We start from the raw sequence: 14,805 nt of genomic DNA on the forward strand, positions 1-14,805 counted from the left end.
CGCACCCGGCACGATCGTGCCCGGTGGCGGCCCAGATCGGACTAATCGGTCTGCGGAGGGACCGGGGTCGCGTAGACCGGGTCCGGCACCGCGCGCACCGCGTCGACCGCGACCAGGTCGTACCGGTCCACCGACCCCTTGCCGCCGTTGTTGCGCACCTGCGCCATCGCACCGCCGGGGATCTGCAGCGCCGGCGCGATGATGTCCGGGTCGCCGATCGCGATCCATCGGTACGGCGCGGTCAGCTCGACGCCGTCGAGCACCACCGCGCCGCCCGTGCCGGTGAACGCGCTGCTCGCCGTAATGCGCTGGTCGTTGAGCTGGATCGCCTCCGCCCCGGCGTTGCGCATCTCCTCGAGCATGTTGAGCATCGTGATCGGCTTGATGAACCGGTCGGTCTCGGTGAGGGTGACGATCACCCCCGGCCCCTCGGCCGGCAAGCGGCCCGCGAGGATCCCCTGCGTCTCGGCACTGCGCCGCAGCGCGTCGAGCGCGGCCTGCCGGCGGTCCGAGCCTGAGAGCAGGTCGTCACGCTCGCGCGTGAGGTCGGCCGCCTCACGCTGGAGCGCATCCCCACGGTTGGTGGTCTCGTCGAGGATGCGGACGAGATCTCCCTGCCGCATGCCGGCGAGGTCCGTCTCTCCGGACTGCCGTACCTGCGCGACCAGGGCATAGCCCAGTACCGCGCAGAGCACGCCGGCCACGATCTGCGCCCGGGTCGCCCGCGGCTTGAGAGCCCGGCCCAGGACCGCCCACCCGCTCGGCGGCTCGGCGGGAACCTCGTCGACCGGCGGTGCGAGCTCCGTGACGTCCTGGTCAGCCGGGTCGCGGGGATCTGTGGGGACGAACACCCTGACGTCCCGGGGAGTCACGTCCGGCTCGTCGAGTGCCACCTCCGGCGGACCGCTCCCCTCAGCGGGCTCCGGCTCGTCCGACACGACGAGAGGCAGCGAGTTGGGCTCGTCCGACACCACCGGGGGCAGCGAGTTGGGCTCGTCCGGTACGACCGGCGGCAACGAGTTCGGCTCGTCCGACACGACGGGAGGCAGCGAGTTGGGCTCGTCCGACACGACTGGAGGCAGGGAGTTGGGCTCGTCCGGTACGACCGGCGGCAACCAGTTCGGCTCGTCCGAGACCACCGGGGGCAGCGAGTTGGGCTCGTCCGACACGACTGGAGGCAGGGAGTTGGGCTCGTCCGGTACGACCGGCGGCAACGAGTTGGGCTCGTCCGAGACCACCGGGGGCAGTGAGTTGGGCTCGTCGGCGGGCGGCCGGGAGTCCTGCGCGTCGCGACCCTCCTGCGGCTGCACGGTCATGCCTTGAACAGGTGACGACGGATCGACGCGGCGTTGGAGAAGATCCGGATGCCGAGCACGACCACCACGGCGGTCGACAGCTGCGTGCCGACACCGAGCTGGTCGCCGAGGAACACGATCAGCGCGGCGACGACGACGTTGGACATGAAGGAGATGAGGAACACCCGGTCGTCGAAGATCCCGTCGAGCATGGCGCGCAGCCCGCCGAAGAGGGCGTCGAGGGCCGCCACGACCGCGATCGGGAGGTACGGCTGGAGCTCCAGGGGCACGGTGGGCTGCAGGAGCAGACCTCCGACGACCCCGATGACCAGGCCGATGACTGCGATCACGTGTCGTCCCTCCCTGTCGGACCAGCAGACCCTGCCACACCGGCCTCGTCCGGCGCACCCTCGACTGCCTCGGGCTCCGGCACAGGGGTGACGGGCGCCGTGGGCACCGTCGCGGAGTACATCGTGACGAGACCCGTCCCGGGCAGCTCGAGCTTGCTCTGCGACGTCAGCTGGACGCCGATGCCCCAGGTCGTGCGCAGCGTCGCCAGGTGCTGTCCGGCGCTGGCGCGGGCCAGCTCCGTCTGCATGCCGACGGGGTCACCGATGGCCTCCACGGTGTACGGGCTGCTGAGGGCGACCAGGTCGACCAGCACAGCGTCCCCCGCGCTCCGGATCGCGGTCATCGCGGTGAGGCGCTGTCCGTTCACGGCGATGGCCTCGGCACCGGCGGCCCACAGCCCGTTCACGACGACCTGCAGGTCGACGTCCTGCACCCGCAGCGACGGGTCCACGTCGTCCGGGTCGTCGGAGGGGGCGTCGGTCAGGACGAGACGCAGCCCGCTGCCGGTGACGGGCATGACCCCGGCCGCGACCGCATCAGCCTCGATCTGGTCCCGCACAGGCTGGCCCACGTCGCCCAGGAGGTCCTCCTGCAGGGTCGCGATCTCGTTCGTCATCGTGGTGATGTCGTCCTGGAGCGCCTCCGCCTCCGCGCTGCGCTGCTCGATCTGCGACTCCAGCAGCTCTCGCGCCTCCACGACGGAGGTGGCGGGCTGGCGCAGCGCGACCGTGGCCGCCGTCGCGCCGAGACCCAGACCGATCGCGAGCACCACGAGGCCGGCGGTCGACCGGCGCGAGCGCCGCGGCTCCGAGCCTGCGGCGCGACGGGCCGCCGCCTCGGCGTAGCCGGGGTCGAGGGGACGCCGGTAGACCTCGGTGAGGAGCGTCATCGACGCGTCCGGGCTGCGCGGTGGCTCGCCGGACCCGTGCCGGCTCATGCGGCGTCCGCCTGCGTGCGCAGGAGGTGGCGCGCCTGGGTGAGGTAGACGGCGGCGGAGAACCAGTACAGCGCGACGCCCCACAGCGCGCAGGCCCACCCCACGACGCCGGCGACCGTGCCGACCCACGAGTCCCACTGCGCGAGCAGGAGCAGCGGGAAGGCGTAGAGGAGCGCGAACGTGCCGGCCTTGCCCGCGAGGTGCACCTGGAGAGGGGCGTAGCCCGCCTTGGCCAGCACGACGAGCATCACGGCGAGCACCACGTCGCGCAGGACCAGGACCCCGAGGAGCCACCACGGCACGACGCCGCTCCAGGCGAGGGCGACGAGCGTCACGATGATGAAGAGGCGGTCCGCGGCGGGGTCCAGGAGCTGACCGAGCCGGGAGACCTGGCCGAGCCGACGCGCGAGCACGCCGTCGAGCCAGTCGCTGGCGCCGGAGACCGCGAGCACCGCGACCGCCCAGCCGTCGTGGCCACGCACGATCAGCAGCGCGAACACGGGGACCAGAAGGAGCCGCACGAGGCTGATGACGTTGGGGACGGTCAGCACACGTGTGGAGACGACGTCGTTGCTCGCCACTGCCTCCCCCGTCACCGTCTCTCGTCCTGGCGGCGTCGATCCTATGCGGCCGCAGACTCCGCTCTGTCGTCGGCGCGCCCTCGGCTGCGGCGCCGGGACGGTGGTGCGACAGTTCTGGGATGGTGCACCGCAACGATCCCGACGTCATCACCCGTGTGCTGACGTCCTCGGGACGGTGGGCGGTCGTCGGTCTGTCGACCAACACCTCGCGCGCGGCGTACGGCGTCGCCAAGTACCTCCAGTCCATCGGGCACGAGATCGTGCCCGTCCACCCGCAGGCACCGACCGTGCACGGGGCGGCGGGCGTGCGCTCGCTCGCCGACGTCGACGGTCCGGTGGACGTGGTGGACGTGTTCGTGAACAGCTCGCTGGCCGGCGACGTGGTCGACCAGGCCGTCGCGATCGGCGCAAGGGCCGTGTGGCTGCAGCTCGGGGTCGTGGACGAGGCCGCGGCGGAGCGTGCGCGTGCCGCCGGGCTGGACGTCGTGATGGACGCGTGCCCGGCGATCGAGGGTCCGCGCCGCGGCCTGTGACGTTGTGCGCGACGTCACCTGGCACCTCTCTGCCGACATGGACGTGCGACCGGTAGACTCCTCCACGAATCTGGAGTTCGTCGCGTCCCCCTTCGAGGCGTCGCCACCACCGCTGAGCCGGTCGGGGCCCGCCTCGCGTCGTGTGGTCTAGGCATCGCGTGAGCGGTTGCCGCTGGGTGGTCCGGGGCTGCGACCCGCTGTTCGCCGACCCGGTGCACGGTTCAGGGCTCCGCCCCGCGATGATCGGTTCCTCAATTCATGAGCTCTGCCCTGTCCTCTGTGCCCGCTGTGCCCTCTGACGCTCCTCAGATCCCCGCTGACGCCACCTTCGCCGACCTCGGTCTGCCGCCGGCCCTCGAGGCCGCGATCTCCGACCTCGGCTTCACCGTCCCGTCCGCCATCCAGTCCCAGGCAGTCCCCGCGCTGCTGAGCGGCCGTGACATCGTCGGCGTCGCCCAGACCGGCACCGGCAAGACCGCCGCGTTCGGCCTGCCGCTCCTGGCCGCCATCGACTACGACCTGCCGGCCGTCCAGGCCGTCGTGCTGACCCCGACGCGCGAGCTCGCGATGCAGGTGGCCGACGCCATCCAGTCGTTCGCGACGCACCTGCCGGGCCTGAACGTGCTCGCCGTGTACGGCGGGTCGCCGTTCCTCCCGCAGCAGCGCGCGCTGTCCCGCGGTGCACAGGTCGTCGTCGGGACGCCCGGCCGTGTCCTCGACCACCTCGACCGCCGCACGCTGAAGATGGACAACGTCCGCTTCCTCGTGCTGGACGAGGCCGACGAGATGCTGCGCATGGGCTTCGCCGAGGACGTCGACAAGGTGCTCTCGGCCGCTCCCCGCGAGCGTCAGGTCGCCCTGTTCTCCGCCACGATGCCGCCGCAGATCCGCCGCGTCGCCGAGCAGCACCTGAACCGCCCGGTCGAGATCACGGTCTCGCGTCAGGCGTCCACCGTGACCAGCGTCCGGCAGACCTACGCCGTCGTGCCGCACCGGCACAAGACCGGCGCGCTCGCCCGCGTCCTCGCCGTGTCCCCGGCCGACGCGGCGATCGTGTTCGTCCGCACCCGCGGTGCGGCCGAGGAGGTCGGCAGCGCGCTGATCGAGCGCGGCATCTCTGCTGCGTACATCTCCGGTGACGTGGCCCAGACCGAGCGCGAGAAGATCGTCGACCGCCTACGCACGGGGGCGCTCGACGTCCTCGTCGCCACCGACGTCGCGGCGCGCGGTCTCGACGTCGACCGCATCGGTCTCGTCGTCAACTTCGACGTGCCGCGCGAGCCGGAGACGTACGTGCACCGCATCGGGCGCACCGGCCGCGCCGGGCGCGAGGGCGAGGCCCTGTCGTTCGTCACGCCGTCCGAGCAGTCCCGCCTGCGCCAGATCGAGCGCACGACGCGGCAGTCGCTGCTGCAGGTCGAGATCCCCTCGCCGGCCGAGGTCTCCGCCCACCGGGTGCAGACCCTGCTCGCCCGCACAGGTGCGCGAGCCGAGCTGGACCGCCTGGACCTGTACCGCGAGGCCATCGCGGTGCACCTCGCCCAGAACCCGGACGTCGACCCGTTCGAGCTGCTCGCCGTGGTGACCGCCCTGGCCGTGGGCGACGAGGGCCCCGTGGCCGTCCAGCACGGCGACGACCTCGACGACGCCCTCTCGCGCGCCCACCTGACCGGTGGCAGCGACCGCGGCAACGACCGGCCCGAGCGCGGCGAGCGTCGTCGCTCCGACACGCACGTCGCCGGTGGCGCGCCGCGGTGGCGCGTCGCCGTCGGGCACCGTGACGGCCTCCAGCCGGGTGCCCTCGTCGGCGCGCTCACGGGCGAGGGTGGCCTGACCGGCAAGGACGTCGGCAAGATCGACATCTTCGGCAGCTTCGCGCTCGTCGACATCCCGGCCGGGCTCTCCGCCGACGTGATCGACCGCCTCGCCCGCACGCGGGTCGCCGGCCGTCCGCTGCGCATCCGTCTCGACCAGGGACCCCGCCCGGGTCACGGCGCCTCGCGCCCGACGCACGGCCCGGCTCGCGGCCGCAGCTGACGAGCACGACCACGCCCCTGTCTCCCGGCAACCGGGAGGCAGGGGCGTCGTGCTGTCCCTATCGCAGGACGGACCCGGACCGGCCTTGCCGGGAGGCGCCGCGCAGCAGGGTGATGTCCGCCTCACGGAGCACCTCGCCCACGTCCCGGAACCCGCGGATGCTGCCGAGGACGCCGATGGCGAGCCGGGAGCCGAGCTCCTGCCGCAGCTGGTCGAGCAGGAGCGAGAGCCGAGCGGGCACCCCGCCGGGGCCGACGTCGTCCAGCAGCACCACGAAGTCGTCCTCCGCGATGCGTGCGGGGGTGTCTCCCTCGCGCAGCGGCCGACGCAGGCGCCGGACCAGCTCACGGTGCAGGTCGAGGCGTGCGTCGCTGTCCGACTCGAGCCGTCCCTGCGTCGGGATCGACGGGCCGTCGACCACCCGGACGAGGGCGAGCGCGCAGTCGTAGCCGGGGGAACGTCGGGTCCGCAGCACGGCGGCCCCGAGCCGGTCGAGGAACAGCAGCCGGTTCACCAGGCCCGTCTCCGGATCGCGCAGAGCGTCACGCTGCAGGGCGATCTCCTGCTCCTTGCGCTCCGTCACGTCCACCAGCGCACCGACGAGGCGCGCCGGGCAGCCGGCGTCGTCCAGCACGGTGACCGCGCGACACAGCATCCACCGGTAGTCGCCGGACGACGTCCGGACGCGGTGCTCGAGCTCGAGCGGCGAGCCGGCGCCGGCCAGCTGCGAGGCGATCGACGCCGACAGCTCATCGCGGTCGGCGGGGTGCACGCGTTCGAGCCACTCCCCCGGCGAGTCGCCGATGACGTCGTCGTCGTAGCCCAGCGTCTGCTTCCAGCGTGGCGAGTAGTACACCGTGCCGGCCGAGACGTCCCAGTCCCACGTCCCGTCGTGCGCGGCCATGGACGCCAGCGCGTACCGCTCCTCGCTCGCCCGCACCGTGTCGGCCAGAGACCGTTCCCGGGCAGCTGCCTGCTCCAGCGCGCGGCGCTGCTCGCGCAGGTTGGCCAGCAGCCGCTCCTGGTCGAGGGCGACCGCCAGCAGCGCGGCCCAGTGGTTGAACCGGTCCCGCGCGCTGGTGGCCCGTGTCTCCACGGTGCCGTCGATGGCGAGCAGACCCCAGTCGCTGCCACCGAAGGTCACCGGGACAACGAACGTCAGCTCGTTGGACCCGACCGTGCCCGCACGCGTGAGAGCAGCCGGCGGGAACTGGCTGGCGGTCGTCCGCACGCCGACCAGGCGCGAGAGGGTGCCGGAGGTGTCGTGCACACCGACGATCTCCATCTCGCGGTCCCCCGGCCCTCGGTCCGCCCCGAGCCACAGCCCGAGACAGGCGTGGCCGCGGACACCGCGCGGGAGCCAGCCCAGCGCGCGAGGGCTGGCCCCGTCGCCGCGCAGGAGGTCCATGTCGACCTCGTACTGGTCCACGATCGTGCGCTCGAGCTGGCCGCTGCGCGCCAGCATGGCGCGGGTGCAGCCCTTGGTCAGGGCGAGGAGCACCTCGGTGACGGCGCGACGGACGGCAGTCTCGTGCTCCGGACGCGAGAGCGCTTCCACCACGTCAGCCTCCACCCCACGCAGGCAGAGAACCAGCTGTTCGAGCGCCTCGGGGTGCGGTTGCATCGCGGACGTGACGTCGGCGAGCCGGGCGAGAGTGGCGGTGCCGGGGACCGACCCGCGCTCCGCCGCCGTCTCGATGGGCTCCACGACGGCGTGCCACCACGTCTCGCGCGGCGCCACACCGGTCCGTCGCGCGCCGCCCACGCCGGTGGGACCGACGAACGCGGTGCCCGCGAGGGCGCGCAGCACCTGGTAGCCGCTCCGGCTGCCCGCGCCGGACCCTGCCGCTGGTGCCGACCGGGCGGACTCGGTGCAGCCGCACGACTCGCGCAGGACGAGCGTGGACGGGGCGCGGTACTCGCCGCCGGGGACGTCCTCACCGCGCATCCGGGACAGCAGCAGGGACACCGCCGTCTCGCCGACACGGTCGTAGTGCGCGTCGACCGTCGACAGCCGGGGCGTCACCCGAGCCCCGGAGTCGGCGTGGTCGAACCCGATCACGGCCTGGTCCCGCGGGAGCACGAGGCCGGCGGCCCGCAGCGCGCGCTGGAAGCCGATCGCGTTCCGGTCCGTCGCCGCGATCACCGCGGTCGTCGGGGACCCGGCAGCGAGCATGCGGGCAGCGGCGTCCGCGCCCCCCTGCTCGTGGTTGTCCGAGGACTCGTAGATCCAGCCGTCCGGAGGCTCGATGCCGTGGTCGGCGAGCGTCGCGCGGTAGGCGGCGAACCGCTCACGCATGTCGCGCTGCGTCAGGCAGCCGACGAAGCCGATCGCCGTGTGACCGTGCCCGAGGAGGTGCTCGACGGCTGCGCGCACCCCGCCGAGGTTGTCGGGCAGGACGACCGCGTCGTCGCCGGACTGCGGCTCCTCGCTCACGAGCACGAGAGGCAGCCCCCACTGCTGCACCGACGCCAGCCGGTCGCTGCGCAGCGCCTTGCCGACCACGACGAGGCCGTCGACGGCACCGAGGGCCACGGGCGCGTCGAGGATCGACTCGTCCGGGTACCTCTCCCTGTCGAGCCCCGCCGGGTACGTCTGCACCGCGACCACGCGATGTCCGGCCGCCCGTGCTGCTCGTGCCACCCCCGCGATCAGGGCTCCGAAGTAGAACCCGCCGACCACCGGCGAGAGCACACCGATGGTCCGTCTCGCCGTCGGTGAGACCGGTCCGCGCCGCACTGTTCCCATGACCCCACATCCCTCGCCCACGTCGTCGGAGCCGAGATGATGCATTTCACCCGCATCGGGCGACACACTAGGTGATCGTGGTCACACCTGCATATGACTCCGGAGTACCCGGCTCTTCCGCGTCGCCTTCGACGCCGTCGTCCGGGCCGTCCTCCCCCGCCCCTTCCCATGCCCCGACCCAGGCGCCGGCGCGCCGTCCGACGATCACCGACGTGGCCCGTGCCGCGGGTGTCTCGATCGCCGTCGTGTCGTACGCGCTCAACGGTCGACCGGGCGTCTCCGCAGCAACCCGTGAACGCGTCCTGCGGGTCGCGGACGAGTTCGGCTGGCGGCCCAGCGCGGCCGCGCGGTCGATGCGCACGGGACCGCGAGCGATCGGTCTCGTGTTCGACCGCGGCGCCGCCGGACCGGTGGCCCAGGCCACCGGGGTGCTCGAGTTCGTCATCTCGCTGCAGGAGGTGCTGGCGACCCGCAACCTGGCGCTCGTGCTCCAGCTCGTCGACGGCCCGGAGGCCGCCGTCGCCCTGTACGGGGAGTGGTGGGCCGAGCGTCGGTTCGACGTCATGGTCGTCACGGACGTGCTCGCGGAGGACCCGCGGATCGACGCGCTCCGCCGTCTGCGCGCTCCCGCGGTGATCGTCAGTGCAGGTCAGAGCGATGCGGACCTCGCCGCGGTGACGCTCGACGACGCCGAGGCGTTCGTCCGTGTGGGCCGTTACCTGCTCGAGCTGGGGCACCGGCACGTGGCCCTGGTGAGTGGACCCAAGGAGCTCGTGCGGACCAGGGAGCGCTTCGCCGCGCTCACGGGGGTGCTCGACGCGGCCAGCGGTGTGCTCGTCCACGAGGCCACCGGGGGGACCGCCGAGGAGGCCGCGGTGGCGACCAGACGGTTGCTGACCGGTGGCCGTGCGCCGACCGCGATCGTGTACGACTCGGACCAGATGGCGGTCGCTGCACTCGACGTCGCACGCCGGACGGGCCTCGCGGTGCCGTGGGACCTGTCGGTGATCGCGGGCTCGGACTCGGCCCTCTGCCGGCTCGCGACACCGTCGATCACGACACTCCCCTCGGCCCAGCGCGAGCTCGGGACCGCGACCGGCGAGGCGGTGCTCGCGGTGCTCGACGGCGACCTCCGAGCACGTCGGGATCTCCAGATCGGCGGCCTCGCGGTGCGCGGGAGCACGGGTCCACGATCAAGATGAGAACGCTCTCATGCGTGTTTCAGTTTGGTAACGACGGGAACCTAAACGATTCGCCCCGTGCCGCCCGGAAAGTCCGCATGGTGATCTACGTCCAGTCGCCGTGGACTTTCCCGGCCGACATGCGCCCGGACGGGACGGCCGACCGGGCACGCCGAACGACACCCGGAGGACTACGTGTCCACACACGGCAAGAGAGCGGTGAGGCAGCGCTTGCGCGCGGCCACCACCGCAGCAGCAGCGATGGCGCTGCTCGCAGCCCCCCTGTGCATCACGACGAGCGCGAGCGCGGCCGAGTCGCACGTCGACAACCCGTTCGCGGGCGCGACGCAGTACGTCAACCCCACGTACGCGGCAGCGGTTGAGAGCGCTGCCACACGTGCCGGCGACGCCACCCTCGCCGCGAAGATGCGGACGGTGGCCAAGCAGCCGACCGCCGTCTGGATGGACCGGATCAGTGCGATCACGGGCAACGCCGACGGCAACGGCCTGAAGTTCCACCTGGACAACGCCGTTGCCCAGAAGGGCTCCGGCCCGATCGTGTTCAACCTGGTCATCTACGACCTGCCCGGCCGCGACTGCTTCGCCCTCGCGTCGAACGGGGAGCTCCCCGCCAGCGACGCCGGCCTGGCTCGGTACAAGACCGAGTACATCGACGCCATCGCGGCGCTCCTGGCCGACCCGAAGTACCAGGACATCCGGATCGTCGCGACGATCGAGCCCGACTCGCTGCCGAACCTCACGACGAACCTCTCGGAGGCTGCCTGCGCGCAGGCAGCGCCGTACTACAAGGCCGGCGTGAAGTACGCGCTCGACAAGCTGCACGCCATCCCGAACGTCTACAACTACATCGACATCGGCCACTCGGGCTGGCTCGGCTGGGACAGCAACGCCGGTCCCTCCGCCACGCTGTTCGCCGACGTGGCCAAGTCCACGACCGCGGGCTTCGCGTCGATCGACGGCTTCGTGAGCGACGTCGCCAACACGACGCCGCTGGTCGAGCCGTACCTCCCGGACTCCACGATCTCCGTCGGTGGCACGCCGATCCGGTCGAGCTCGTTCTACGAGTGGAACTTCGACTTCGACGAGGTCGACTACACGGCCCACATGTACAAGCTGCTCACCGCGGCCGGGTTCCCGTCGTCGATCGGCATGCTCGTCGACACGTCGCGCAACGGCTGGGGCGGCTCCGCTCGTCCGACCGCCGTGTCGACCAGCACCAACCACAACACCTACGTCAACGAGTCGAAGGTGGACAAGCGTGTCCACCGCGGCGCGTGGTGCAACCCGCTCGGCGCGGGCATCGGCGAGCTCCCGCAGGCAACGCCCTCGGGCTACGCCAGCTCCCACCTCGACGCGTTCGTCTGGATCAAGCCCCCGGGTGAGTCCGACGGTGCGTCCACCGAGATCGAGAACGACCAGGGCAAGCGGTTCGACCGCATGTGCGACCCGACCTTCGTGTCGCCGAAGCTGAGCAACCAGCTCACCGGCGCCACGCCCGGTGCACCGCTGGCCGGCCAGTGGTTCGAGGCGCAGTTCAAGACCCTCGTCGCCAACGCCTACCCGGCCATCCCCGGTGGCACCCCGCCGACCGACACGACGGCGCCGTCGGCTCCGACGGGCCTCACGGCGGGCACCACCACGACGACGTCGGTCCCGCTGTCCTGGACCGCGTCCACCGACAACGTGGCCGTCACCGGCTACGACGTCTACCGCGGCACCACCCTGGTGGGTACCTCCACCACGACGAGCTACACCGTGACCGGCCTGTCGGCCGCGACCGCGTACTCGTTCACGGTCCGCGCCAAGGACGCCGCCGGCAACGTGTCGTCCGCGTCCAGCGCCGTCTCGGCCACCACGCAGACCGGCACGGTCACGGACACGACGGCGCCCTCGGTGCCGACGGGTCTGACGGCGGGCACCACCACCCAGACGTCCGTCCCGCTGTCCTGGACCGCGTCGACGGACAACTCCGGTGGCTCCGGCCTGGCCGGCTACGAGGTCTACCGCGGCTCCACCCTGGTGGGCACGACGACCTCCACGAGCTACACCGTGACCGGCCTGTCGGCCGCGACCGCGTACTCGTTCTCGGTCAAGGCCAAGGACCTGGCGGGCAACGTCTCCGCCGCGTCCTCGTCGGTCTCGGCCACCACCCAGACCGGCACGGTCACGGACACGACGGCGCCCTCGGCTCCGACGGGTCTGACCGCCGGTACCACCACCACGACGTCGGTCCCGCTGTCCTGGACCGCGTCCACCGACAACGTGGCCGTCACCGGCTACGACGTCTACCGCGGCACCACCCTGGTGGGGACCACGACCTCGACGAGCTACACCGTGACCGGCCTGTCGGCCGCGACCGCGTACTCGTTCACGGTCAAGGCCAAGGACGCCGCCGGCAACGTGTCCTCCGCCTCCAGTGCCGTCTCGGCCACCACGCAGACCGGTACCTCCACGGGTGCGTGCTCGGTCAAGTACACGGCGAGCAGCTGGAACACCGGCTTCACGGCGTCGGTGAAGGTCACCAACACGGGGACCTCCGCCCTGTCCAGCTGGTCGCTCGGCTTCTCGTTCGCCAACGGCCAGAAGGTCACCCAGGGCTGGAGCGCCGACTGGTCGCAGTCCGGCACGGCCGTCACGGCGAAGAACGCCGCATGGAACGGCACCCTCGGTGCCGGTCAGAGCGTCGACATCGGGTTCAACGGGTCGCACTCGGGCACCAACAACGCGCCCACGGCATTCACCCTCAACGGTGCTGCCTGCACCACCGCGTGATCTAGCGGCATGACGAGCGGGGGTCCTCCAGCGGAGGGCCCCCGCTCTGCATGCCGGGTCGTACTGAAACCCTTCAGCACCGAGGAGAACCGTGTCCCCCACCCATCGCCTACGCATACTCGCGACGAGCGTCGCCGCGACCGCCGCCCTGGCCGCGCCTCTCGTGATCGGAGCGGTGCCCGCCAGCGCCGCGACCGGTGACGACTGGCTGCACGTGTCGGGCAACAAGATCGTCGACGAGTCCGGCAAGGAGGTGCTGCTGACGGGCGCCAACTGGTTCGGGTTCAACGCGAGCGAACGCGTCTTCCACGGCCTCTGGTCCGCCAACATCACGACGATCACCAAGAGCATGGCCGACCGCGGCATCAACACCGTCCGGGTGCCGATCTCCACGCAGCTGCTGCTGGAGTGGAAGGCGGGGACGTTCCTGAAGCCGAACGTCAACACGTACGCCAACCCCGAGCTCGAGGGAAAGAACAGCCTCCAGATCTTCGACTACTGGCTGACGCTCTGCGAGAAGTACGGCATCAAGGTCTTCCTCGACGTGCACAGCGCGGAGGCCGACAACTCCGGCCACGTCTACCCCGTCTGGTGGAAGGGGTCGATCACCACCGAGGACGTCTACGCCGGCTGGGAGTGGGTGGCCGCTCGGTACAAGAACAACGACACGATCGTCGGCGCGGACGTCAAGAACGAGCCGCACGGGACGCAGGGTTCCACCGAGCGCGCCAAGTGGGACGGCTCGACGGACAAGGACAACTTCAAGCACTTCGCTCAGACGGCGGGGCGCAAGATCCTGGCCATCAACCCGAACTGGCTGATCTTCGTCGAGGGCATCGAGGTCTACCCGAAGGAGGGGGTGTCCTGGACCTCGACCGGTCTGACGGACTACTACGGCACCTGGTGGGGCGGGAACCTGCGCGGTGTCCGCGACTTCCCGATCGACCTCGGAGCCAACCAGGACCAGCTCGTCTACTCCCCCCACGACTACGGACCGCTCGTGTTCGAGCAGAAGTGGTTCCAGGGCACGTGGGACCGGTCGACGCTCGAGCGTGACGTCTGGGACCCGAACTGGCTGTACCTGCACAAGGAGAACATCGCACCGCTGCTCATCGGCGAGTGGGGCGGCTTCATGGACGGCGGCCGCAACGAGAAGTGGATGGTCGCCATCCGCGACCTCATCGTCGACCGCCGGCTGAGCCACACCTTCTGGGTGCTCAACCCGAACTCCGGGGACACCGGCGGCCTGCTCAACTACGACTGGACCACCTGGGACGAGCCCAAGTACGCCCTGCTCAAGCCGTCGCTGTGGCAGGACGGCGGCAAGTTCGTCGGCCTCGACCACGCTGTGCCGCTGGGTGGCGTCGGCAGCACCACGGGCAAGTCCGTGTCGGACGTGGGTGGACAGACCGGCGACACCACCGCCCCGACCATCCCGGCCAACCTCGCTGCGGGAACGCCGTCGACCACGAGCATCCCGCTCACCTGGTCGGCGTCGACCGACAGCGGTTCCGGTGTGGCCGGCTACCAGGTGTACCGGGGCACGACGCTCGTCGGGAGCACGACGTCGACGAGCCTGACCGTGAGCGGTCTGTCCCCGGACACCGCGTACTCGTTCTCGGTGCGGGCCAAGGACGTGGCCGGCAACGTGTCGGCGGCCTCCACGGCCGTCACCGCGCGCACGGCCGTCGTCACCGGTGGCGACACCGTCGCACCGAGCGTCCCGACCGGGCTCGAGGCCGGTACGGGGACGACGACGTCCATCCCGCTGCGGTGGACCGCGTCGACCGACAACTCCGGTGGTTCGGGTGTCGCCGGGTACGACGTGTACCGCGCGGGCACGCTGGTCGGCAGCAGCACGACGCCGAGCTTCACGGCCACGGGTCTGGCGGCCGGGACCTCGTACGTGTTCACGGTCGTGGCCAAGGACGTCGCCGGCAACCGATCGGCCGCGTCCACGGCCCTGACCGCGTACACGGCTCCTGACGTGGCCACCGGCTCGTGCGCGGTGACCTACACCGCGAACAGCTGGAGCACCGGCTTCACGGGCGCCGTGAAGATCACCAACACGGGAACCAGCCCGCTCGCGGGATGGACGCTGGCCTTCACGTACGCGAACGGTCAGAAGGTGACGCAGGGCTGGAGCGCCACCTGGTCGCAGACGGGTGCCACCGTCACCGCGACCGGTGTGGCGTGGAACTCGACGCTGGCGCCCGGTGCCAGCACCGAGATCGGGTTCAACGGCACGCACACCGGCACCAACACGGCACCGACCGCGTTCACGGTGAACGGGGCGGCCTGCACGGTGAAGTGACGGCGCGGCGCGCGGGGGTCCGGCTGCGGGCCCC

Annotated in this window: 10 protein-coding genes; 5 read left to right on the top strand and 5 right to left on the bottom strand. The window is 71.7% G+C overall.

Annotated elements, in window-relative coordinates; translation table 11 throughout:
* Positions 1–41 precede the first annotated feature (41 nt).
* From ASD16_RS06915 to ASD16_RS06930, 4 genes are read right to left on the bottom strand one after another with little or no spacing between them, the layout of a single operon-like run.
* Positions 42–1,316: a DUF881 domain-containing protein gene (locus ASD16_RS06915; RefSeq protein WP_055914574.1), complete on the bottom strand. Its 1,275-nt coding sequence runs from the start codon at positions 1,314–1,316 to the stop codon at positions 42–44.
* The gene (locus ASD16_RS06920; protein ID WP_055914577.1) at positions 1,313–1,645 is read right to left on the bottom strand and encodes a small basic family protein; all 333 of its coding nucleotides are present in this window, start codon (positions 1,643–1,645) and stop codon (positions 1,313–1,315) included. The genes ASD16_RS06915 and ASD16_RS06920 overlap by 4 nt, the downstream gene beginning before the upstream one ends.
* Positions 1,642–2,583, bottom strand: a complete 942-nt coding sequence (locus ASD16_RS06925) for a DUF881 domain-containing protein (protein WP_055914578.1) — start codon at positions 2,581–2,583, stop codon at positions 1,642–1,644. The genes ASD16_RS06920 and ASD16_RS06925 overlap by 4 nt, the downstream gene beginning before the upstream one ends.
* Positions 2,580–3,179 carry a CDP-alcohol phosphatidyltransferase family protein gene (locus ASD16_RS06930; RefSeq protein WP_235523138.1) on the bottom strand — a complete coding sequence of 200 codons (600 nt, stop codon included), beginning with the start codon at positions 3,177–3,179 and terminating at the stop codon, positions 2,580–2,582. The genes ASD16_RS06925 and ASD16_RS06930 overlap by 4 nt, the downstream gene beginning before the upstream one ends.
* Positions 3,180–3,283: 104 nt before the next feature.
* On the opposite strand from ASD16_RS06930, the gene ASD16_RS06935 reads away from it, so the two are divergent.
* A complete protein-coding gene (locus ASD16_RS06935; RefSeq protein WP_055914584.1) occupies positions 3,284–3,697 on the top strand; it encodes a CoA-binding protein in 414 nt (137 codons plus the stop codon).
* 258 nt (positions 3,698–3,955) lie between these two features.
* Complete coding sequence (locus ASD16_RS06940; RefSeq protein ID WP_055914587.1) at positions 3,956–5,734, top strand: DEAD/DEAH box helicase; 1,779 nt, start codon at positions 3,956–3,958, stop codon at positions 5,732–5,734.
* 58 nt (positions 5,735–5,792) lie between these two features.
* Here the strand turns inward: ASD16_RS06940 and ASD16_RS06945 are convergent, their stop codons facing one another.
* Positions 5,793–8,429 carry a substrate-binding domain-containing protein gene (locus ASD16_RS06945; protein WP_235523140.1) on the bottom strand — a complete coding sequence of 879 codons (2,637 nt, stop codon included), beginning with the start codon at positions 8,427–8,429 and terminating at the stop codon, positions 5,793–5,795.
* 266 nt (positions 8,430–8,695) lie between these two features.
* On the opposite strand from ASD16_RS06945, the gene ASD16_RS06950 reads away from it, so the two are divergent.
* The 3 genes from ASD16_RS06950 (at position 8,696) to ASD16_RS06960 (ending at position 14,771) form a co-directional block, all read left to right on the top strand.
* Positions 8,696–9,685 carry a LacI family DNA-binding transcriptional regulator gene (locus ASD16_RS06950; protein ID WP_235523142.1) on the top strand — a complete coding sequence of 330 codons (990 nt, stop codon included), beginning with the start codon at positions 8,696–8,698 and terminating at the stop codon, positions 9,683–9,685.
* Between the two features lie 174 nt (positions 9,686–9,859).
* The gene (locus ASD16_RS06955; RefSeq protein WP_055914593.1) at positions 9,860–12,457 is read left to right on the top strand and encodes a glycoside hydrolase family 6 protein; all 2,598 of its coding nucleotides are present in this window, start codon (positions 9,860–9,862) and stop codon (positions 12,455–12,457) included.
* 91 nt (positions 12,458–12,548) lie between these two features.
* A complete protein-coding gene (locus ASD16_RS06960; RefSeq protein WP_055914596.1) occupies positions 12,549–14,771 on the top strand; it encodes a cellulase family glycosylhydrolase in 2,223 nt (740 codons plus the stop codon).
* Positions 14,772–14,805 lie beyond the last annotated feature (34 nt).

Origin of the sequence: Cellulomonas sp. Root485 (assembly GCF_001426705.1) — a bacterium.
Classification (GTDB): domain Bacteria; phylum Actinomycetota; class Actinomycetes; order Actinomycetales; family Cellulomonadaceae; genus Cellulomonas.